This is a genomic window from Colwellia sp. NW0002-52-1 (genome assembly GCF_057550865.1).
In genome coordinates, this window is record NZ_BAAJLU010000010.1 from 21,125 (window position 1) to 42,361 (window position 21,237).

At 37.8% G+C, this 21,237-nt stretch carries 17 protein-coding genes and 1 tRNA gene; 6 read left to right on the top strand and 12 right to left on the bottom strand.

Features of this window, described 5'->3' with window-relative positions:
• Window positions 1–32 precede the first annotated feature (32 nt).
• Both AC27H3_RS11205 and AC27H3_RS11210 read left to right on the top strand, forming a co-directional pair.
• Window positions 33–746 (top strand): CDP-alcohol phosphatidyltransferase family protein, encoded by a 714-nt coding sequence (locus AC27H3_RS11205; RefSeq protein WP_487106246.1) that lies wholly within the window; start codon window positions 33–35, stop codon window positions 744–746.
• Window positions 747–1,535 (top strand): sterol desaturase family protein, encoded by a 789-nt coding sequence (locus AC27H3_RS11210; protein WP_487106248.1) that lies wholly within the window; start codon window positions 747–749, stop codon window positions 1,533–1,535.
• 130 nt (window positions 1,536–1,665) lie between these two features.
• On the opposite strand, the gene AC27H3_RS11215 is transcribed toward AC27H3_RS11210, so the two are convergent.
• Window positions 1,666–2,373, bottom strand: coding sequence for an alpha/beta fold hydrolase (locus AC27H3_RS11215; RefSeq protein ID WP_487106250.1), 708 nt, complete (start codon window positions 2,371–2,373; stop codon window positions 1,666–1,668).
• 579 nt (window positions 2,374–2,952) lie between these two features.
• On the opposite strand from AC27H3_RS11215, the gene xdp1 reads away from it, so the two are divergent.
• Entirely contained in the window at window positions 2,953–3,792 is an 840-nt protein-coding gene (gene xdp1 / locus AC27H3_RS11220; protein ID WP_487106252.1) for an exosortase-dependent surface protein XDP1, read from the top strand.
• A 178-nt stretch (window positions 3,793–3,970) separates the two neighbouring features.
• Window positions 3,971–6,736, top strand: a complete 2,766-nt coding sequence (gene prsT, locus AC27H3_RS11225; RefSeq protein ID WP_487106254.1) for an XrtA/PEP-CTERM system TPR-repeat protein PrsT — start codon at window positions 3,971–3,973, stop codon at window positions 6,734–6,736.
• Window positions 6,737–7,440: 704 nt separating this feature from the next.
• Here prsT and AC27H3_RS11230 read toward each other — a convergent pair.
• The 7 genes from AC27H3_RS11230 to rlmE form a co-directional block, all read right to left on the bottom strand.
• A tRNA-Leu gene (locus AC27H3_RS11230) sits at window positions 7,441–7,525 on the bottom strand.
• 12 nt (window positions 7,526–7,537) lie between these two features.
• Window positions 7,538–7,912, bottom strand: a complete 375-nt coding sequence (secG, locus tag AC27H3_RS11235) for a preprotein translocase subunit SecG (protein ID WP_198946888.1) — start codon at window positions 7,910–7,912, stop codon at window positions 7,538–7,540.
• A gap of 4 nt (window positions 7,913–7,916) precedes the next feature.
• Entirely contained in the window at window positions 7,917–8,687 is a 771-nt protein-coding gene (gene tpiA / locus AC27H3_RS11240) for a triose-phosphate isomerase (RefSeq protein ID WP_487106256.1), read from the bottom strand.
• 125 nt (window positions 8,688–8,812) lie between these two features.
• Window positions 8,813–10,150 carry a phosphoglucosamine mutase gene (glmM, locus tag AC27H3_RS11245; RefSeq protein WP_487106258.1) on the bottom strand — a complete coding sequence of 446 codons (1,338 nt, stop codon included), beginning with the start codon at window positions 10,148–10,150 and terminating at the stop codon, window positions 8,813–8,815.
• A gap of 64 nt (window positions 10,151–10,214) precedes the next feature.
• The gene (gene folP, locus AC27H3_RS11250; protein ID WP_487106394.1) at window positions 10,215–10,994 is read right to left on the bottom strand and encodes a dihydropteroate synthase; all 780 of its coding nucleotides are present in this window, start codon (window positions 10,992–10,994) and stop codon (window positions 10,215–10,217) included.
• A gap of 198 nt (window positions 10,995–11,192) precedes the next feature.
• The gene (ftsH, locus tag AC27H3_RS11255; RefSeq protein WP_487106260.1) at window positions 11,193–13,145 is read right to left on the bottom strand and encodes an ATP-dependent zinc metalloprotease FtsH; all 1,953 of its coding nucleotides are present in this window, start codon (window positions 13,143–13,145) and stop codon (window positions 11,193–11,195) included.
• A gap of 67 nt (window positions 13,146–13,212) precedes the next feature.
• The gene (gene rlmE, locus AC27H3_RS11260; RefSeq protein WP_487106262.1) at window positions 13,213–13,842 is read right to left on the bottom strand and encodes a 23S rRNA (uridine(2552)-2'-O)-methyltransferase RlmE; all 630 of its coding nucleotides are present in this window, start codon (window positions 13,840–13,842) and stop codon (window positions 13,213–13,215) included.
• A gap of 210 nt (window positions 13,843–14,052) precedes the next feature.
• Here rlmE and yhbY point away from each other — a divergent pair, with 210 nt between their 5' ends.
• The gene (yhbY, locus tag AC27H3_RS11265; protein ID WP_085302762.1) at window positions 14,053–14,349 is read left to right on the top strand and encodes a ribosome assembly RNA-binding protein YhbY; all 297 of its coding nucleotides are present in this window, start codon (window positions 14,053–14,055) and stop codon (window positions 14,347–14,349) included.
• Window positions 14,350–14,665: 316 nt separating this feature from the next.
• Complete coding sequence (locus AC27H3_RS11270; RefSeq protein WP_487106264.1) at window positions 14,666–15,010, top strand: rhodanese-like domain-containing protein; 345 nt, start codon at window positions 14,666–14,668, stop codon at window positions 15,008–15,010.
• 90 nt (window positions 15,011–15,100) lie between these two features.
• On the opposite strand, the gene greA is transcribed toward AC27H3_RS11270, so the two are convergent.
• From greA to dapB, 4 genes are all read right to left on the bottom strand, one after another.
• Window positions 15,101–15,577 carry a transcription elongation factor GreA gene (gene greA / locus AC27H3_RS11275; RefSeq protein WP_487106266.1) on the bottom strand — a complete coding sequence of 159 codons (477 nt, stop codon included), beginning with the start codon at window positions 15,575–15,577 and terminating at the stop codon, window positions 15,101–15,103.
• A gap of 141 nt (window positions 15,578–15,718) precedes the next feature.
• Entirely contained in the window at window positions 15,719–18,937 is a 3,219-nt protein-coding gene (gene carB, locus AC27H3_RS11280; protein WP_487106267.1) for a carbamoyl-phosphate synthase large subunit, read from the bottom strand.
• A gap of 29 nt (window positions 18,938–18,966) precedes the next feature.
• Entirely contained in the window at window positions 18,967–20,112 is a 1,146-nt protein-coding gene (gene carA, locus AC27H3_RS11285; protein ID WP_487106269.1) for a glutamine-hydrolyzing carbamoyl-phosphate synthase small subunit, read from the bottom strand.
• Between the two features lie 298 nt (window positions 20,113–20,410).
• Window positions 20,411–21,217 carry a 4-hydroxy-tetrahydrodipicolinate reductase gene (dapB, locus tag AC27H3_RS11290; protein WP_487106271.1) on the bottom strand — a complete coding sequence of 269 codons (807 nt, stop codon included), beginning with the start codon at window positions 21,215–21,217 and terminating at the stop codon, window positions 20,411–20,413.
• Window positions 21,218–21,237 lie beyond the last annotated feature (20 nt).

The following is a 21,237-nucleotide window of genomic DNA, read 5'->3' on the forward strand; positions in this document are numbered from 1 at the left end:
GCTAAGAACATAAATAATTTAAGAAGAAGTTCATGTTAGATAAATATATTACTCCAGTGATAAAGCCCTTATTACACCCAGTAGTTATGCTGTTAGATAAAAAAAATGTAACAGCTGATCAACTCACCGTTATTGGCTTTGTTATAGGTTTATTAGCCGTGCCGCTATTAGCTTTCAACTTATGGGATTTTGCTTTAGTTGCTATTATTTTAAATCGGATATTTGACGGCTTAGACGGCGCACTAGCAAGGTATCAAAACAGCAGTTCAAGTGCGGGTGGCTTTTTAGATATTTGTCTCGATTTCTTGTTTTATGCAGCCATACCTTTAGGGTTTGCATTAGCAAATCCTGAGCATAATGCGATAGCAGCTGCTGTATTATTAGCCGTATTTATTGGTACAGGCTCAAGCTTTTTAGCATTTGCTATTCCAGCCGAAAAGTTCAACTTAGATAAACCCCAATTTTCCTACAAAAGTTTTTACTATTTAAATGGCTTAACCGAAGGCACCGAAACCATTGCTGTTTTTATAGCATTTTGTTTATGGCCGCAGTATTTTGCTGAACTCGCCTATGCCTTTGCTTTTTTAGCGGGTATCACAATTTTTACACGCGTGTACGGTGGCTATCATACTTTAAAGAAACAACATATAACTCAGCAAACACGTGCGGTAAAAAACACTGATAAAAACACTAATAAAAACACTAATAAAAACACTAATAAAAAGAATATCGAAACGGATAAATAAATGACCGACGCAAGTTTACGATTAAGTATATTTTTTACTATATTACTCGCGATGCTAGTGTTAGAAAGCTGCTTCCCGGCACGAAAAAGCAAACTAACGAAACGCGTTCGCTGGTTAGGTAACTTTTCACTTTTAATTATATCTTCAGTCATCGCTAGGTTATTAGTGCCTATTGGTGTTGCGGGTATTGCCTTGTTTGCTACTTCACAAAACATCGGAATATTCAATAACGTTAACTTACCCAGCTGGCTAGTTATAACACTAAGTATAGTGTTACTAGATTTAATGATTTATTGGCAGCATAGAGTTTTTCATCTCGTCCCTATATTATGGCGCTTTCATAAGGTGCACCATGCCGACAGCCATATCGATGCCAGTACTGGCTTGCGTTTCCATCCAGTTGAAATTGTGTTGAGCATATTACTGAAAGGTTTAGCCGTTTTAATACTTGGCGTGCCAGCCATTGCAGTGATTATTTTTGAAGTTGCGCTAAATGGCTTTGCGCTGTTTAATCACGCAAATATTAGGTTACCTCGATGGTTAGAATATCCTTTACGCGCCATACTGATAACGCAAGTATTGCATCGTATTCATCATAGCCAAATCGTTGAAGAAACTAACAGTAATTATGGTTTTAGTGTTAGTTGGTGGGATAGGTTATTTGGCAGCTATAAGTCACAAGCGCAAAAAAAAGATGAAGATTTAGATGTTGGTCTAAAAAGCTACCCTGCCAATAAAAAATCCGCTGGGTTATTATCTTTATTAAAAATGCCTTTTAGAAGAGATTAATCAATAAGTTTATGGCAGACTTCAACATAGTTTTCGACGTTAAATTTTAAATAAAAATGTTGCCGACTTTAGAATCGACAACATTTTCAAAAGCGAAGCTTAAAATCAACGTTAAGCTTAATAATTGTCGCTATTTAATTAAATCATATTGCTTATTAGCAGTATAAGTTTGTAAGCCAAAGTGACCTAAGTTATAAGTATAGGTCGCATCTTCATTGTCAATCTGGCTTGAATGAACACCACCAACAAGACATGTGCCACTGCCGCAGACTATTTGATCACTCCAACTTTTTATTGAATACACACGACTTGCAATTGTTTGTCCCTCAAGCCAATCTAAAAATGGGCTCGACACAGACAAACCGCTAGCACCACAAGTTGGTGTCCATACATTCCAAGGGTATGCACCACAGGTCCATAAACCTCGATAAGCTCCAGCAACACCAACAAACGCATCTATTTTATTACTTTCACCTAGTTTTATAACTTGCTGTGCCGCTAAAGTAACCCCCATTGAATGGCCAATAATATCGATTTTTCCTGTGCAAGAACTGGAAATTGCACTATTAATCGCATTTTTAACCGGTGTTTCCTCAGAGCCACTATGATTGTTATAGCTGGCAGACGAGCCGCCCCACGATGGTCTAAAAATTTGGTTGTCGTTGTAGTTTTTCGCTTTCAATAAATCGTATGTATTATCCCAATCAGATGGTGTGCCGGTATTACCATGCACTAAAACAACGCTGTCTACGCAAGCAGCATAAACACTTTGTGATATAAAGATTAAGATCAGAGAACACAGTATTTTAATTTTCGGTATAAAATATATAACTTTCATTGGTTGCTCGCTTATTAATTATAGTTATTACGAATATTCATTAAATGAACAAGGTTAACTGTAATAAACAATGCGTTTAAAAGAAGTGCTACCTTAGTACTATCTAACCTGAACTCTGGATAAGCCTTGATGGTGTCTATTCGTGATGTTCACTTTGCTATAGCATTTACCTTACCAACTAAGCTTTTGATTCACTTTAGTATCTAGCAGTCATTATCCAGAGTTCGGGTTATCTAGACGATTACTTGAAAAGAAATAATATCTACCAATTGATTTTGCTAACTTGAGAACTTTGGAAGTATAAAACTTAACCTCTTATTAAACGATAGAACAACTGGTTAAACCACTATAACTTGCCTTATTATTGCGCTATAATTGCCAGAATAAACACACGTTATGTGTCAGTTTTTTTTACATAAGTACCAAAGCAAAACGAACACACAACGGTAAAGCATTGAATCACATGAAATTAAACTTATTGGCCCGATATTTGCTTGTGTATCAATATGTAATTTTATCTCTATGTTAGATTGAATAAAAAATCTAAATAGTCGTCTTAGAAAGGTAAATGGAGTTAATATGTTAAACAACATAAAAAAAATGAGTTTAATCGCTACGTTATTAGTATCGTCGTCAGCTATGGCTAGTGTAACAACTACATCAGGCCATTTTGGTGGTGTTTCTGATACTGGTAGCAACTTCAATCAATTTGAAGTTACTTTCGGTGGCGTTGATGTTAACGTTTCTGGTTGGTCAGATACTGCTGGTAACACTGCATCAAACTCAGAAGACTTCGACCCAACGATCGAGCGTGCAGTAGACTTTGATAAAAATGGTTATGGCTGGTCGATGGAAAATACTGATGAGATGAACTCACGTAATTGTGGTTATTCTCATTCTGCAGATAATTTTGGTGCTAATTGTAACTATCAAGATTACGACTTTTTTCTGTTAGAGTTTTCAGAAGCGGTAACGTTAAATAGTGCTACATACAGTTGGGTAAGTGCTGGCTCATCAGGAACCCAAGTTAGTGTTGCTGCATTAGACTCAAATGCACTTAATGGTAGTACATGGCAAGATGTAAAGGATAATCAAACAATCGCTTCAAACTGGTCTCAAATGCGTTATTCTGGCACTGGTGGTCAAGCTTACTATACTAACTTCGGCCAAACAGGTAGTGGTAATGCTTCAAACTTAGCGAATACAAGCTCGAACTTCTGGTTAATTGGTGCATTAAATGCAGCCGTATTTGGTGGTAACACAAACTGGGAAGGTAATGACGGCATGAAGTTGGCTGGTATTACTTTTACTACTGGCTCACAAGCACCAGCAACAAGCGTACCTGAGCCTAGCTCAATTGCATTGTTTGGTTTAGCCATTGCAGGTTTATTTGCTTCTAGCCGTAAAAAGCTAAAGTAATAGAAATGTAAACGTGAAAAAAGATGGCTAAGCCATCTTTTTTTATGCCTGAAACTTTATAACATCTCCGCTTATCAGCTTAAATTAACTAATTTTACTTTTAGATTAGGGTAGATTAAGCAATAATCATTTCTGCTAAATTTATTTCATTTTATTCATCATTAACATTTGGATTGCTATGCGTTTATTTTTACTCAGTATTTTTATTATTTTCTCGATTGAAGCCAATGCTAATAACTACGAAAAAGCCCTAACAGCTTTTAACAATAATAAAATTGAAGAAGCTTATATTCACCTGAAGAATGTTATGCAAGACGAACCTGAAAACCTTTCAGCTAAGGTGTTAATGGGTAAAGTATTAATGCATAAACAGTACTTTGGTGACGGTATAGCAGTACTCGATGAAGCATTAATTGAAGGCGCAGATGTTAACTTATTTTTAAATGAGCTAGGTAACGCCTTATTGATCGCTCGTGAATTTCAGCAAGTAATTGATTTAGGAAAAGGTAAGTCGCTAAATAGTGAAAATAAGCTCACCTGGTATTTATTAACCGCGAATGCTTATAGTGCGTTAGGCGATATAGAAGAAACGCGACGATATTTTAAACTCGCGCTAGATTTAGCGCCCACAAATGATCGAGCCCTTGGCGCCTTCGCCGCATTTGAATTAAACCAAAGAAATTACATTTCAGCCGAAAGTTTAATTGAAAAGGCCATCGTTTTATACCCTCAGCAAAGCAGAATGTGGCACCTTAAAGGCCAGCTTTATATAGACCAAAAAGACAACAATAATGCCTTAAAAGCGTTTGAAACCGCTTACAACATAGACAACAATGATCCCATAGTACAACGAGCACTTGCTAATGCTTATACTAATGCTGGTCAATTTGATGAAGCATTATTATTGATTGATAAAATATTACTTAACACTCCTGATGACCCTATGGCTAAATTACTTCAAAGTGAGCTTTTAGCTAATACAGCTAAGTTTGAAGAAGCTAAAGCTGTACTCGCAGATATTAGTCAAAAGTTATCTTTGTATACTGACCAACAAAAAAATACTAACGCTTCCCTAACCTATGTAGCAGGTGCTGCAGCATATTTACAAAACGATTTTGAAGTCGCTCAAAAAGAATTACTCGCTTATTTAAGAGATGTTCCTCAAGATTTTGCGGCAATTAAAATGTTGGTCGATATTTATTTACGCCAAAACCAACAAGATAAAGCGCTTGATTTGCTGGAAACTAAAGAAGCGCTAATCATAGAAAATTTACCGCTAGCCGCAAGATTAATCGACTTATATTTAAACAACCAAAAAATTTATAAAGCAGAGCGATTAATAACCAACTTAGAAACAGAATTTAAAAACAGCCCTACTTTAATCTTGGCAAAAGTAAATTACTTAACCAAAATAGAACAATTTGATAATGCCATTACCCTGCTTAATCAACACCAGCCAAAAGAGTTTAACCCTACATTTTTGTTAACAAAAGGCCTGGTTTATCGTGCAAGTAATAAAATAGTTGAAGCGAATGAAGTCGCCGATATTTTAATGAAAGCACAACCACTTAACTCCGACTTTTTAACCTTTAAGGGTGTGTTGCTTTTACAACAGCAACAATGGAGCTCAGCGATTACAGCCTTTGAACAAGTTTTGTCGAATAAACCTGATGATTTTAACAGCCTTTTCAATATTGCCAATGCTAAAGCGGCATTGGGCGAAATTGACGAAGCTAAAAGCATCACGACTAAATTATTAACAGCACAAGCTGAATATGCTCCATTGATTATTCTAGACGCCAAGCTTGATAGAGACCAAAACAACATAACTCAAGCAGTTGGAAAACTAACCAAATTAACTAGCGCTAGCAAAACTAATATAAAAGCCTCTGAAGCCTTAGTCGATATTTACATGCAACAAAGTGAGTTTGAGTTAGCGTTAAATGAATTAGACAAGCTGAATAAAGTTGTATTTTTAAACCCTGCTTATATAAAACAAAAAATTGAAATTTACTTAGCACTAAATGACCTTAAGCAGGCAACCAAGCAAATTGAGATACTAGAAGGGTTAGTCGATAGCCCAAGAGAGCTTTATGAACTTAGCCAATTATATACGCGTACCAATAAACCTTTAAAAGCAAAAGAAACCTTGCAACGAGCACAGGTATTAGCCCCAAGCAGTTTATTAATTCAATTACAATTAATTAAGCTAGATATACAGTTAAACTTATTTGAAGAAGCCAATACCGCGTTAACGGCAATTGAGAAAACATATAGCAAAAACCCTAATGTTTTATTAGTTAGAGGTGATTTATTGCTACAACAGAAGCAACTTTCATTAGCGAGCAATAAGTATGCACAAGCACTTGCATTAGATAACAACTTTACCCAAGCATTAGCTAAACTTTATCAAATGACAACTTTAGGATTTGGTCAAGCAGCATTTGAAAACATCGGCACTGACATTTTAGCAAAAAATAAAAACTTTCATTTTATGCGTAACCTTTTAGCAGATCATTATTTAAATACTGGTAATACGACCAAAGCTAAAAGCCATTATGAAATACTAAAAGAAGTTAACAACTTGCCAAGCAAACCATTAGTTTTAAATAATTTAGCAAATATTTTATTAACAGAAGATCTCGATTTAGCTGAAAAATATGCCTTTGAAGCATTATCCTTAGATGATTCATCTGCTGCAATTCTTGATACTTACGGATGGATCCAAGCATTACAGGGTAAGTTTGAAGAGGCATTAACCACTCTGAGGCGTGCCTACACGATGAACTCTAATGACCCTGCAATTAATTACCACATAGGTTATACGCTGCTGAAACTCGATAGAGCTACTGAAGCACAACGTGAATTACAACGCGCGCTTGCTAGTGAAATTAACTTTTACGAGCGAGATGAAGCTCAAGCATTAATTGACGGCATTAAATAACAATTCCCTTTTAAATTAACACACAGATAATATAGAGAGTTTTCCTTTATCGACACTTTGTTTTATTAGTATTTAAGACCCAGTAACAAACTTTGCTACTGGGTCTTTTTTATTTCACGCATTTTCATCTTCGTTATTTCCCCTGCTAAAACCTACCCAGCACTTATATCGCCTTAGCGCTAAATTTCACAATGAATAATCAAAATATCGCCCAGAGTATTATTAAGATAAGTTATCAATAAATAAGAGGTATAAGTCGCGTTTTATGGTAATTACTAAGCGTTAAATAGTTAACCTTTATTCAATAAAGTTAACGGTTAACATTTAAGAGATGTGATTTAGTCATAGCAGATCAGAGGTGACAAACACAATACGTTAACTAGATTGGCTAGCTGTTTGAAGGTGAACTAAAATAGCCATTATATTGAAAGCTTACGAACGCTATATTAATCATTATTATTGTGCCAAATGTCGATTATAAATTATTCGATACTTATTAATTTGGTTAAAGAGCCTATTTTTCTGCAGCAATTTTTAGATATTGTTACAAGGTCAAAGACACTGTTACCACCGATGTTACTAAAAGTTTAAATCACTGCGAATAAAATCCAAACAAATGCATACAACTTCAGACATAAAAAAACCGGAACACCTTAATTACAAAGGTCATACCGGTTTTTATCGGTTCTTATCGAACCTGTATGTGGTGCAGATAGAGAGACTCGAACTCTCACGCCCTAAGGCACCACCCCCTCAAGGTGGCGCGTCTACCAATTCCGCCATATCTGCAAATTTTTAAAACTAGTTTGGAACGTCGCTAACTTTCTCTACAGCGGCATCACTTGCAGGTACATCGTCATTTGTTGCTTGAGGTACGATAGTATCAGCAGGAATACTTTGTTCAGCTGGCACAGCTAGGTTATCAAAGTCAGCACCGGCTTTAACACGGTTGGCTGTTAAGTTACCTAACACTAAACTAATAACAAAGAATGCTATCGCTAAGTAAGTTGTCGATTTTGTTAAGAAGTTACCAGAACCGCTTGAACCAAAAATAGTGGCTGAAGAGCCTGCACCGAATGATGCGCCCATATCAGCACCTTTACCTTGTTGGATTAGTACTAAACCAATTAAACATAAAGCAACGATCAAATACACTACAATTAACACTTGATACAACATTTTATTTTCCCTTTGCTGCCGAACAAATTATTTTAAATTCTTCGGCTTTTAAACTAGCACCGCCGATTAATCCACCATCGATATCAGCTTGTGCAAATAATTCTTCACAGTTTTTCGCATTTACACTACCACCATACAACAATGGCAGTTTATCTGCGACGTTTTCATCAAGTTTAGCGATAAATTCACGTATAAATTGATGGGTTTCTTGTGCCATTTCTGGCGATGCTGTTTTTCCTGTACCTATTGCCCAAACTGGCTCGTACGCAATAACAACATTTTTAAAATTTTCAATACCAACTTCGTCAATAACTGGCTGTAACTGCTCAGCTAATACAACTTCAGTTTTTTCTGCTGCACGCTCTTTTTCACTTTCACCTATACAAAGAATAGGTTTAAGGCCAGATGCTAACGCTGCTTTAACTTTTTTAGCAACTAGAGCGCTTGATTCATTATAAATACTTCGACGCTCAGAATGCCCTACTATGATGTAACTCACACCAACTTCTTGTAGCATTGACGCTGAAACTTCACCGGTAAATGCACCGCTATTATGCTCACTAAAATTTTGAGCACCTAAGCTAAATGCTGCAGATAAATTCGTACTAGCACTAGTTGCATTAAAAGCCGCTAAGTAAGGAGAGCTAGGACAAACAACTACTTCAACATTTTCATTTAACGTTACATTATTTAATTCTGAAACCATTGAGTTGACTAGAGCTAAACTGCCATTCATTTTCCAGTTTGCTGCAACTATCGAAAGTCTTTTCATTTATCATTCCTAAATCAAAGCGGCGAGATATTAACTAACCTATCGGCAAGATACAAGTATTTCAATCAATATCCCGTTTAATTGCTCATTATTCATTCGACTTTAAAGTCGAGTGAAGTTTTTTACTAAAAAGATTGCTTTACAGCGTCGGCAATTTCATTTGCTAAAGCGGTAACTTCATCATGTTCAGGGCCTTCTACCATTACGCGAATTAACGGTTCAGTACCTGATTTTCTTAAAAGAACTCGCCCACGGCCAATAAGTTTTTCATTAACTCGATCAACTGATGCCAAAACTTCAGTATTAGTTAATGGATCGCTATCGCCAGAGAACCTAACGTTCACTAATACTTGCGGTAATTTAGTCATGCCTTGGCGTAATTCAAATAACGTTTTACCTGAATTACAAATTGCGGTTAAAACATTTAACGCAGCAATTATGCCGTCACCAGTAGAGGTATGGTTTAAGTTGATAACGTGGCCTGAGTTTTCTGCGCCCAATTTCCAACCTTTTTGTTTTAACATTTCCATAACGTAGCGATCACCAACATTACTTCGTGCAAAAGGTACATCCATATCGGCAAGGGCAAGCTCTAAGCCCATGTTACTCATTAATGTACCTACAACACCACCATCAATACTGCCATTTTGTAAATCATTACAAGCAATAACATAGACACTTTCATCGCCGTCAATAACATAACCAGTGTGATCAACCATCATTAGACGATCACCGTCACCGTCAAGGGCAATGCCTAAGTCAGCTTGATGTTCTACAACCGCGGCACTTATTGCAGCCATAGAAGTAGCGCCGCACTCATGGTTGATGTTAGTGCCATTAGGTGATGTACCTATTTCTATAACATCTGCGCCTAGCTCTCGAAATACATTCGGAGCAATGTGATAAGTGGCACCGTGAGCACAATCAACGACGATTTTCATGCCTTTTAATGAGTATTGGCTTGGAAAGTTACTTTTACAGAACTCAATGTAACGGCCAGCGGCATCTGCAATGCGCGAGGCTTTGCCTAAATGTGCTGACTCGACACAACCCATGTCTTTATCTAATTCTGCTTCAATGGCTAATTCAACATCGTCAGGTAATTTTTGTCCGTCTTGGGAGAAAAATTTAATACCATTATCATAAAATGGATTGTGCGATGCACTGATCACAATACCAGCTTCAGCTCTGAAGGTTTTAGTTAAATAAGCGATACCTGGTGTTGGCATAGGGCCTAATAAGCCAATATCTATACCTGCCGCTGAAAAACCAGCTTCTAAGGCTGACTCCAACATGTAACCGGAGATTCGAGTGTCTTTACCGATCAATACTTTTTTAGTACCTTGCGCCGCTAATACGCGCCCTGCTGCATAACCTAACTTCATAACAAATTCAGGTGTAATTGGGTATTGGCCTACTAAACCTCGTATTCCATCAGTACCAAAATATCTTCTTTGTGACATTTCTATCTTCCTTTATCTCAATATTCTTATTTTATTAATTTTTAAATTACTGTGATTGACTCTGTTAACGATTATCAGTCACTGCTTTTAATATGTTTAGTGCATCTGCGGTTTCTTGCACATCATGTACACGAATTATATGCGCACCTTGTTGAGCAGCTATTAATGCAGTACTTATACTACCTGCGAGTCGCTGGTCAACTTCTCGATTCAATAAACTTCCGATCATCGACTTTCTAGACATCCCAGCGAGTATAGGTAAGCCGAGCGAAGAAAATTTCGATAAATTCGCCAGTAAGTGAAAGTTTTGTTCGAGTGTTTTACCGAAACCAAAACCGGGGTCTAGAATTATCCGTTCACGTGAAATTCCTGCATTAACACATGCATCAATACGTTGTTTAAAAAAAACTATAATATCGTTAATCAAATCTTCATAACTTGGGTTATTTTGCATAGTTCTGGGTAAGCCTTGCATATGCATTAAGCAAACAGGAATGTTACTGGCCGCCAATGCAGCTAAACACCCCTCGTTTTGTAAAGCACGAACATCGTTGATGATATCAGCGCCTGCCGCGATAGCAGCACTCATAACCTTAGCTTTGCTTGTATCAATAGACACTAAAATATTAAAGCGCTCTTTAATAGCTTTAAGTACAGGTATAACACGAGCGAGCTCATCTGCTTCACTTACGTCTTCGGCGCCTGGGCGTGTAGACTCGCCACCAATATCAATGATAGTAGCACCATCAGTAATCATACGTTGAACTTGCGTTAATGCAGGTTCAAAATCGGCAAACTTACCACCATCAGAGAACGAGTCAGGCGTAACATTTAAAATGCCCATTACTTGTGGTGTTGATAAATCTATGACTGAATTCGGGCAAATAAGTTGGTTTAGCACTGCAATCTCTTTATAACAAATTCTTTATTATTTTAACTTCTGAAACAGCTTTGGTGTTTTAAAAAGTTAAAATAATAAAGCCTCAATATAAATTAAACGGTTAGGTTTAATTCTTTGAGGCTTTAATAATTTCTCTAGCGATTAAGAAGCTGGAATATCTGAATTATCAGTTGAGCTTTTCGGCTCTTTAGTTTCCTTTACTTCTTCATCTTTTTTAGCTGAAGGCTTACTTGAATCAGTATTATTGTCTGATTTGTCATCAGAGCTTCTTGCATCAAAATCAGCTGGTGGGCGGACTTTAGTACGATTCATTAAATCATCAACTTGCAAAGCATCAATAGTTTCATATTCCATTAACGCATCTTTCATTGCATGAAGAATATCTTCATTGTCTTTTAAGATTTTTTCTGCACGATCGTAATTACGATTAACAAAATCTTTAATTTCTTCATCAATAGCACGTGCCGTTTCATCAGACATATTTAATGATTTAGACGATGTTCTTCCTAAGAATACTTCACCTTCTTCTTCAGCAAATAGCATAGGACCCATTTTTTGTGAGAAGCCCCACTGTGTCACCATTTTGCGTGCAAGTTGTGTTGCGCGCTCAATATCGTTTGAAGCACCTGTTGAAACTTTTTCAAAACCGTAAATCATTTCTTCTGCAATACGACCACCGTATAAAGATGAAATGTTACTTTCTAGATGCTGCTTACTGTGGCTGAAACGATCTTGCTCAGGTAAGTACATAGTTACACCCAATGCACGACCACGCGGCATAATGCTCACTTTATAAACTGGGTCATGATCTGGCACTAAACGACCTACAATCGCGTGTCCTGCTTCATGATAAGCAGTCATTTCTTTTTCTGACTCAGTCATCACCATAGAACGACGCTCTGAGCCCATCATGATTTTGTCTTTCGCTTTTTCAAATTCAGCCATACCAACAACACGGCGCTCTGCACGTGCAGCAAATAAAGCAGCTTCGTTAACTAAGTTAGCTAAATCAGCACCAGAAAAACCAGGCGTACCACGTGCAATAACAGAGGCTTTAACATCATCACCTAATGGTACTTTGCGCATGTGAACTTTTAAAATTTGCTCACGACCACGAATATCAGGTAAACCAACGGTAACTTGACGGTCAAAACGACCAGGACGAAGTAACGCTGGATCTAATACGTCTGGACGGTTAGTAGCAGCAATAACGATTACACCTTCATTACCTTCAAAACCATCCATTTCAACTAGCATTTGGTTCAGTGTTTGTTCACGTTCATCATGACCACCACCCATACCTGCGCCACGTTGGCGACCAACAGCATCAATTTCATCGATAAAGATAATACAAGGAGCTGATTTTTTAGCTTGCTCAAACATATCGCGCACACGAGATGCACCAACACCAACAAACATTTCAACAAAATCAGAGCCTGAAATAGTAAAGAAAGGTACTTTAGCTTCACCAGCAATTGCTTTTGCTAATAACGTTTTACCTGTACCTGGCTGACCCACCATCAAAACACCTGATGGAATACGACCACCTAGCTTTTGAAAACGTGTTGGATCTTTCAAGTAATCAACTAATTCTGTTACTTCTTCTTTTGCTTCGTCACAACCAGCAACATCAGCAAAAGTTGTTTTAATTTGATCTTCGCCCAATAAACGCGCTTTAGACTTACCAAAACTCATTGCGCCTTTACCGCCCCCACCTTGCATTTGACGCATGAAGAATATCCATACACCAATTAACAATATCATTGGGAACCAAGAGACAAAAATTGTCATTAAGAAACTTTGTTCTTCTGGTAATTCGCCCGATGCGTTAACACCTTGCTTAACTAGATCATTGATTAAATCACGATCGTAGCCACCAGGAATAACGGTAACAAAGTTTTCACCGCTACGTTTAATACCATTGATAACGCCATTTCTATCAACGTCTACTTCTCTAATCTGCCCTTGACGTACGTCTTGAACAAATTGTGTGTAATCCACTTGTTGCTCTTTGCCGCTTCCAGGAGTAAAACTTTGGAAAACAGACATTAATACAACTGCAATAACTAACCATAAAATAAGATTTTTTGCCATATCGCTCAACTTAATGACCTCTTGATAATGTTAAAAATGGTGCGATGAAATAATTCCACCCAATTTACTACAATTTAAAGCCCGTAGCCACAAGATAAACTTCACGTGAGCGAGCACGTGACGATTCTGGCTTGCGAGTTCTAACGGTTTTAAATGCGGCTCGAGCATCTTTCATAAATTGCTCAAAGCCCTCTCCTTGGAACACTTTCACTACAAAGGCGCCATCTTTCTTTAATACCTGATTGCACATATCTAGCGCTAATTCGACTAAATACATACTGCGCGCCGCGTCTGCAGCATCATTACCAGTAAAATTTGCAGCCATGTCAGACATAACAACATCAATATTTTTACCATTAATTCGAGTTAATAAAGCATCGAGTACTGCTTCTTCACGAAAGTCACCTTGCAAGAAGTCTACTCCTGCAATAGGGTCCATCGCTAAAATGTCACATGCAACAACTTGCCCGCTATCACCCACCACTTTCGTGGCGTATTCTGACCAACCGCCAGGAGCCGCACCTAAATCAACTACCTTCATACCAGGTTTAATTAATTTATCTTTATTATTTATCTCTTCAATTTTAAAAACAGCACGTGAGCGTAAGCCCAACCGTTGTGCTTTTTTTACATATTCATCATCAAAATGCTCTTTTAACCACCGAGCACTACTGACACTGACCTTATTCTTACTCATTCAATCCACTTATATTTTTTTGCTTTCAACAGTTGCTTATTTAAAAACTCGTTTACTTTATGCATTACTTAAAAGTAATAGCTGTATTTTAACCATAAATCACTATAAAAGTACGGTTAAAAGCTGACTGTTTGTAAACAATATTAGTATTACAAACTAGATGGAGGTAAAATAGTCATAATTCAAGCTAACTTGTAACGAAAATTGTTCATGAACCTAAATAAAAAACAAATTCAGTATTTAAAAGGCTTAGCACATAGCCTTAAACCCGTAGTAATGCTAGGTAATAACGGCCTTACTGAAGCAGTAGTTGCCGAAATCGACTATTCGTTAAATCATCACGAATTAATCAAGATTAAAATCCCTACTGATGATCGTGAAACCAAAGCGCTTATTGTTGAAGCTATTTGTCGTGAAACAAATGCAACAAAAGTGCAAGTAATTGGTAAAACATTAATTATTTTTAGACCTACGGATGAAAAGAAAATTCGTATTCCTAAAATTTAATTCGTTTTAAGTTAAATCTGTTAGTGCTATCAACTTAAGTGCAGCTGCACTTTAAATATTAGCTAGCTTCACATTTTGGTATTTCAAAAAAGGGCATTAGCCCTTTTTTTTTGTACCTCAACTTTACAATCTGCCTTATCACGAACAACATAACTTTTAAAATCTTATCACTATTTCAGCAGGTAAGAAGTTTACTCTACAAGGTAAAACAATAATCACCAACACTACATTAGAAAAAACTAATATACAAAAGATGTAGCTTGCCTTACAATTATTTTTTCTTCAATACTTCTTACATAACTTCGAGGATTTAAAAATGTTATTAACAGTACCAGAGCTAGTCACACAAGCTAAAACTTCGGTTACCTGTGTTAGGGCAACACATGCTTATAGTCGCAAAAATGCAATCTTCATTGATGTTAGAGAGACAGGAGAAACTGCCACTTCGCCGGTACCAAACTCAATAGCTATTCCTCGAGGAGTGTTGGAGATGCATATTGCTACACATTGTAAAGATCCAGAAGTTGAAATTTTTACCCATTGCGCCACTGGTGGGCGAGCTACATTAGCAGCAGAGCAGCTTCAACGTATTGGTTATAAAAATGTAAAAGCTATTAGCAATTCTCATGATGAAGTTTGTCAGGCACAAAAAAACCAGTAAACGTTTAATTAATAGCGTTTACTGGTTTTAAGTATGTATTAAGGCCGTGAACATTAAGTCCACCTTGTTGGGCTTAATGTATAATGAAGATTAAATGTGTTCTACGCCAACAATTTCATATTCAACTATACCGCCTGGGGTAGTTATTTCAATTTCTGAATCAACCTCTTTACCAATTAAACCGCGGGCAATTGGTGAGTTTAATGAAATACGGCCTGTTTTAAAGTCAGCTTCATCATCGCCAACAATTTTATAAGTTACTTCAACTTCAGTTTCAATATTTAATAGTGTAACTGTAGAGCCAAAAATAACCTTACCTGTATTAGGTATTTTAGTTACGTCTATAACTTGCGCGTTACATAAGCGACCTTCAATATCTTGAATGCGGCCTTCACAGAACCCCTGCTCTTCTTTCGCAGCATGGTACTCAGCATTTTCTTTCAAGTCGCCATGTTCACGCGCATCAGCAATATCTTTCACAATACGTGGACGCTTTTCGGTTTTTAATATTCTTAATTCTTCTTTTAATTGCTCTGCACCAAGCAATGTCATCGGATACTTTGTCATTTTACTCTTCTTTTTCAAACAATAAAGGCGGCTTACCTATACTAAATAATAGAAGGTAACCACCTTTAGAAAATTATTCGCTTATGTTTACTTTACCGTTAATTTGTTCAAATTGCAGAACAAATTAACTTTTCAAGCAATTTATTTACAGCGTTTGTGTAATTCTTGTATAGAATTTACGATATTTCGGTCGTCTGCGGCATGTGATTGACACGCTGCAAATGCGGCATTCAATGTCGTAGTATATGCGACTTTGTATCGTAAAGCACCACCACGTAATACTTTAGAGTCTTCAATTGCTTTACGACCCTCGGTAGTATTAATAATGTAGGTATACTCTCCGTTCTTAATTCTATCAAGAATATGTGGACGACCTTCATGTACTTTGTTAACTAAACGACAAGGTATATTGGCTTCGCCTAGAATAACCGCAGTACCATGTGTAGCATCAAGTTCATAACCTAAGGCAACCATTTGTTTAGCAAGCTCTACCACACGACCTTTATCGCTATGACGTACTGAAACTAAAGCTCGACCATCTTTTGGTACAGAAACACCCGCACCTAAGTTAGCTTTAGCATAAGCTTCTTCAAAGGTATCGCCAACGCCCATTACTTCACCTGTTGAGCGCATTTCAGGGCCAACTAAAGGATCACTACCGTGGAACTTATTAAATGGGATAACCACTTCTTTAACAGAGAAATACGGCGGAATAACTTCCTTAGTAATACCTTGCTCTTTCAGTGATTTACCTGCCATTACACGGGCACCAATTTTAGCTAAAGGTACAGCGGTTGCTTTTGATACAAATGGTATTGTACGAGCAGCACGAGGGTTAACCTCGATTAAATAAACTTTGCCATCTTTTACTGCCATTTGTGTATTCATTAGGCCGATAACACCTAACTCAAACGCTAAGTCCGTAACTTGCTTGCGCATAACGTCTTGTACTTCTTGGCTTAAGCTGTATGCCGGTAATGAACATGCTGAGTCACCTGAATGCACACCCGCTTGTTCAATATGCTGCATAATGCCACCAACAACTACATCTGTACCATCACATACAACGTCGATATCAACTTCAATCGCGTCATCTAAGAAATGGTCAAGTAGCACTGGTGAGTCATTTGATACACTTACCGCTTCCGTCATGTAACGACGTAAATCATCTAAGTCATAGACTATTTCCATTGCACGACCACCTAAAACATAAGATGGACGAACCACTAGAGGGAAACCAATGGTTTCAGCTTTTGCCATAGCTTCATCAAGAGAAGTAACCGTTGCATTTTCTGGCTGTAATAAACCTAAACGGTCTACCGCTTGTTGAAAGCGCTCACGATCTTCTGCACGGTCAATGGCATCTGGAGAAGTACCAATAATTGGTACACCTGCAGCTTCTAAAGCGCGTGCTAATTTCAGTGGTGTTTGACCACCGTATTGTACGATTACGCCTTTAGGCTTTTCAATGCGAACAATTTCGAGCACATCTTCAAAAGTAATTGACTCAAAATATAAACGATCAGATGTGTCGTAGTCGGTTGAAACCGTTTCAGGGTTACAGTTAACCATGATGGTTTCAAAACCATCTTCGCGTAATGCTAATGCTGCGTGTACACAACAATAATCAAACTCGATACCTTGGCCGATACGATTTGGACCGCCACCTAAGATCATAATTGATTCTTTGTCGGTAGGGTTTGCTTCACATTCTTCATCATATGTTGAGTACATGTAAGCCGTGTCTGAACTAAATTCAGCCGCACATGTGTCTACACGCTTATACACAGGGAAGATATTGGCATTATGACGTTTTTTACGTACTTCAGCTTCAGCAACACCAATTAAGTCAGCTAAACGTGAGTCTGCGAAACCTTTACGTTTGAGTTTGCGTAAATAAGTTGGCGTTAATACTTTTAAGCCACCTTCGCTAACTTTCGCTTCATCTAAAATAATATCTTCAATTTGTACTAGGAACCAACGGTCAATTTTGGTTAAGCGGAAAATATCATCAACACTTAAACCAAGGCGGAAGGCGTCACCAATATACCAAATACGATCAGCGCCAGCTTCTTGTAACTCGTGCATAATTTTGGTTTTAGCACCCGGTTGAGTTACATCAACCATAGAATCAAAACCATTAACGCCAACTTCTAAGCCACGAAGAGCTTTTTGTAATGACTCTTGCTGATTACGTCCAATTGACATGACCTCGCCAACAGATTTCATTTGCGTGGTAAGACGATCTTCTGCACCAGCAAATTTCTCAAAGTTAAAACGTGGTATTTTAGTTACAACGTAATCGATAGTTGGTTCGAATGACGCAGGTGTTTTACCGCCGGTAATATCATTGGTTAATTCATCAAGCGTATAACCTACCGCAAGTTTTGCTGCAATTTTAGCAATTGGGAAACCGGTTGCTTTTGATGCTAAAGCTGACGAGCGAGAAACACGTGGGTTCATCTCGATAATAACCATACGGCCAGTATCAGGACAAATACCAAACTGTACGTTTGAACCACCCGTTTCAACGCCAATTTCACGTAATACCGCAATCGATGCATTACGCATGATTTGGTATTCTTTATCGGTTAACGTTTGTGCGGGTGCAACCGTGATTGAATCACCGGTATGAATGCCCATTGGGTCGAAGTTTTCAATCGAACAAATAATGATACAGTTATCATTTTTGTCGCGAACTACTTCCATTTCATATTCTTTCCAGCCAATTAATGACTCATCAATCAATAATTCTGAGGTTGGAGAAAGATCTAAGCCACGCGTACAAATTTCGGTAAATTCTTCGCGGTTATAAGCAATACCACCGCCTGATCCACCCATAGTAAATGACGGACGAATAATACACGGAAAGCCTAAATTTTTACTTGCTGCGTGCGCTTCTTCAAGCGTGTGTACAATTTCAGCGCGTGGTGTTTCTAAACCAATGGCTTTCATTGCTTTATCGAAACGACTACGATCTTCAGCTTTATCAATTGCATCAGCTGTAGCGCCAATCATTTCAACATTAAATTCTTTTAAAACGCCTTTAGCTTCTAGCTCTAACGCACAGTTTAATGCAGTTTGGCCACCCATAGTCGGTAGCACAGCACAAGGACGTTCTTTTTCAATAATTTTACGTACAACTTCCCAATGAATAGGTTCGATGTAGGTTGCATCGGCCATTTCAGGGTCGGTCATAATAGTTGCAGGGTTCGAGTTAACTAGAATAACTCGGTAACCTTCTTCGCGTAATGCTTTACAGGCTTGTGCACCTGAGTAATCAAACTCACATGCTTGGCCAATAACAATTGGTCCTGCGCCTAAGATCAAGATACTTTTTAAATCAGTACGTTTTGCCATTTTCTATTCTCTCTTCTCTTGTCTAAGGGCTAAGCTTTTTTTGAAGCAACGATTAAGTCGATAAAATGATCGAACAATGGTGCAGCATCAGTTGGACCTGGGCTTGCTTCAGGGTGACCTTGAAAGCTAAATGCCGGTTTATCTGTACGATGAATACCTTGAATTGAACCATCAAACAATGAAGTGTGGGTTACTTTTAAGTTGTCAGATAAGTTATTTTCGTCAACAGCAAAACCGTGGTTTTGCGCAGTGATCATCACAACATTACGCTCAAAGTCTTTCACAGGGTGGTTGCCACCATGATGACCGAATTTCATTTTAATAGTTTTTGCATCGCTAGCCAAAGCTAACAGTTGGTGACCTAAACAAATACCAAATACTGGGATATCAGTTGTTAAGAAGGTTTTTATCGCGCTAATGGCATAATCACATGGCTCTGGATCACCTGGACCATTAGATAAGAAAATACCGTCTGGGTTCATCGCTAAAACTTCTTCAGCTGAGGTTTGTGCAGGGACTACGGTAAGTTTACAGCCACGGTCTACTAACATACGTAAAATATTACGTTTAGCACCAAAATCGTATGCAACTACATGAAACTGTGAGTTTTCAGGTGTAACATGACCTTTTCCTAACTGCCAGCTGCCTTCTGTCCATTGGTATGATTCTTTCGTAGAAACAACTTTTGCTAAGTCCATACCTTTAAGGCCAGGGAATGCCTGTGCTTGAGATAAAGCCTTTGCTGCCTCAACACTTTCGTCGTCGAATTCACCAGCGATTATACAACCGTTTTGTGCGCCTTTCTCACGTAAAATACGGGTAAGTTTACGTGTGTCTATATCTGCAATACCTAAAATATTTTTTGCTTTTAAGTAGCCAGCTAAACTTTGCTCATTACGAAAGTTACTTGCGAGTAGCGGTAAATCACGAATTACTAAACCTTTTGCCCAAATAGTGCTAGATTCTTCATCTTCACTATTGGTACCTGTGTTACCTATATGTGGATATGTAAGGGTAACAATTTGCTCTGCATAAGAGGGATCTGTCAAAATTTCTTGGTAGCCTGTCATTGAAGTATTAAATACTACTTCACCCACAGCCGTCCCTTCTGCACCGATAGCGGTGCCCTTAAATACAGTGCCGTCTTCAAGCACTAAAATGGCAGATTTAGTCAATGTAACCTCCGTTAAGAAGAAAGAAAATTAATGGCCAAACAACTAATAACTTAACCATTAATGATAAAAGCGATACGCACAAAAATTGCCAAAAATTTACTCATGCTCAACATGAAGTGTAAATTTTTGACAAAATCCACTTATTTTACGCTTGTAAGCTTCTTTCGTCTAGTAATAATTGTAAAAAACTCTATGCTTTTAACGTTATTGATACAAAGACGTCAAAAACAACACTTTACTATACACAACACCCGTAAATACTAACCATTTAGTCAGGTTTCATTCACTTAAGTGATTTCTAATCTTTTAAACCTAATACATCTTGCATGTCATAAAAACCTGGGGTTGCTTCACTTAACCAAAAGGCTGCACGCATTGCACCAAGAGCAAAAGTCATTCGAGAACTCGCTTTATGTGTTAACTCAAGTCGTTCACCAATATCTGCAAAGTAGGCGGTATGTTCACCAATGATGTCCCCTGCTCTAACTGTAGCAAAACCGATGGTTTCACGACTACGTTCTTCAGTAATACCTTCACGCCCGTAAACTGCCACTTTATTTAAATCTCGGCCTAAAGTATCGGCGATTACTTGACCCATTTTAACTGCGGTGCCAGACGGGGCGTCTTTTTTAAACCTGTGGTGCGCTTCAAAAATTTCTATATCAGTATAGTCACCAATAGCTTTCGCGGTAACTTCTAATAGTTTAAATAACAAATTTACGCCAACGCTGGTATTTGGCGCTAAAACAACGGGAATTTTTTCACCTGCGGCTTTAATGGTTTCGACTTGTGAGTCAGAAAAACCGGTAGTACCAATGACCAATGCTTTATTGTGTTGCTGACACCAATTAAGGTGCTCTAGTGTTGCTTCAATCGAAGTAAAGTCGATTAACACATCTGCTGCTAATAATGTTTGATAATCTGTTGTAGTTTTTTGACCTATAGCACCAACTCCGGCTATTTCGCCTAAATCAAAGTTTTCGAATGATGAACCAACTCGAACACTTCCACCGACAAGCTCAACAGATTTATGCTCTATTGCTGCTTGAATTAAATTGCGGCCCATACGCCCGCTACAACCTAGAATAGCTACTTTTACTTTCATGAAAACGTATTCCTAATACG

Bases quoted from the DNA above. Each gene is read 5' to 3' on its own strand.
- AC27H3_RS11270 (WP_487106264.1), top strand. From the start codon at position 14,666: ATGTTATTAACAGTACCAGAGCTAGTCACACAAGCTAAAACTTCGGTT.
- AC27H3_RS11205 (WP_487106246.1), top strand. From the start codon at position 33: ATGTTAGATAAATATATTACTCCAGTGATAAAGCCCTTATTACACCCA.
- yhbY (WP_085302762.1), top strand. From the start codon at position 14,053: ATGAACCTAAATAAAAAACAAATTCAGTATTTAAAAGGCTTAGCACAT.
- carB (WP_487106267.1), bottom strand. From the start codon at position 18,937: ATGGCAAAACGTACTGATTTAAAAAGTATCTTGATCTTAGGCGCAGGA.
- rlmE (WP_487106262.1), bottom strand. From the start codon at position 13,842: ATGAGTAAGAATAAGGTCAGTGTCAGTAGTGCTCGGTGGTTAAAAGAG.
- dapB (WP_487106271.1), bottom strand. From the start codon at position 21,217: ATGAAAGTAAAAGTAGCTATTCTAGGTTGTAGCGGGCGTATGGGCCGC.
- ftsH (WP_487106260.1), bottom strand. From the start codon at position 13,145: ATGGCAAAAAATCTTATTTTATGGTTAGTTATTGCAGTTGTATTAATG.
- tpiA (WP_487106256.1), bottom strand. From the start codon at position 8,687: ATGAAAAGACTTTCGATAGTTGCAGCAAACTGGAAAATGAATGGCAGT.
- prsT (WP_487106254.1), top strand. From the start codon at position 3,971: ATGCGTTTATTTTTACTCAGTATTTTTATTATTTTCTCGATTGAAGCC.
- glmM (WP_487106258.1), bottom strand. From the start codon at position 10,150: ATGTCACAAAGAAGATATTTTGGTACTGATGGAATACGAGGTTTAGTA.
- xdp1 (WP_487106252.1), top strand. From the start codon at position 2,953: ATGTTAAACAACATAAAAAAAATGAGTTTAATCGCTACGTTATTAGTA.
- greA (WP_487106266.1), bottom strand. From the start codon at position 15,577: ATGACAAAGTATCCGATGACATTGCTTGGTGCAGAGCAATTAAAAGAA.
- AC27H3_RS11210 (WP_487106248.1), top strand. From the start codon at position 747: ATGACCGACGCAAGTTTACGATTAAGTATATTTTTTACTATATTACTC.
- folP (WP_487106394.1), bottom strand. From the start codon at position 10,994: ATGGGCATTTTAAATGTTACGCCTGACTCGTTCTCTGATGGTGGTAAG.
- AC27H3_RS11215 (WP_487106250.1), bottom strand. From the start codon at position 2,373: ATGAAAGTTATATATTTTATACCGAAAATTAAAATACTGTGTTCTCTG.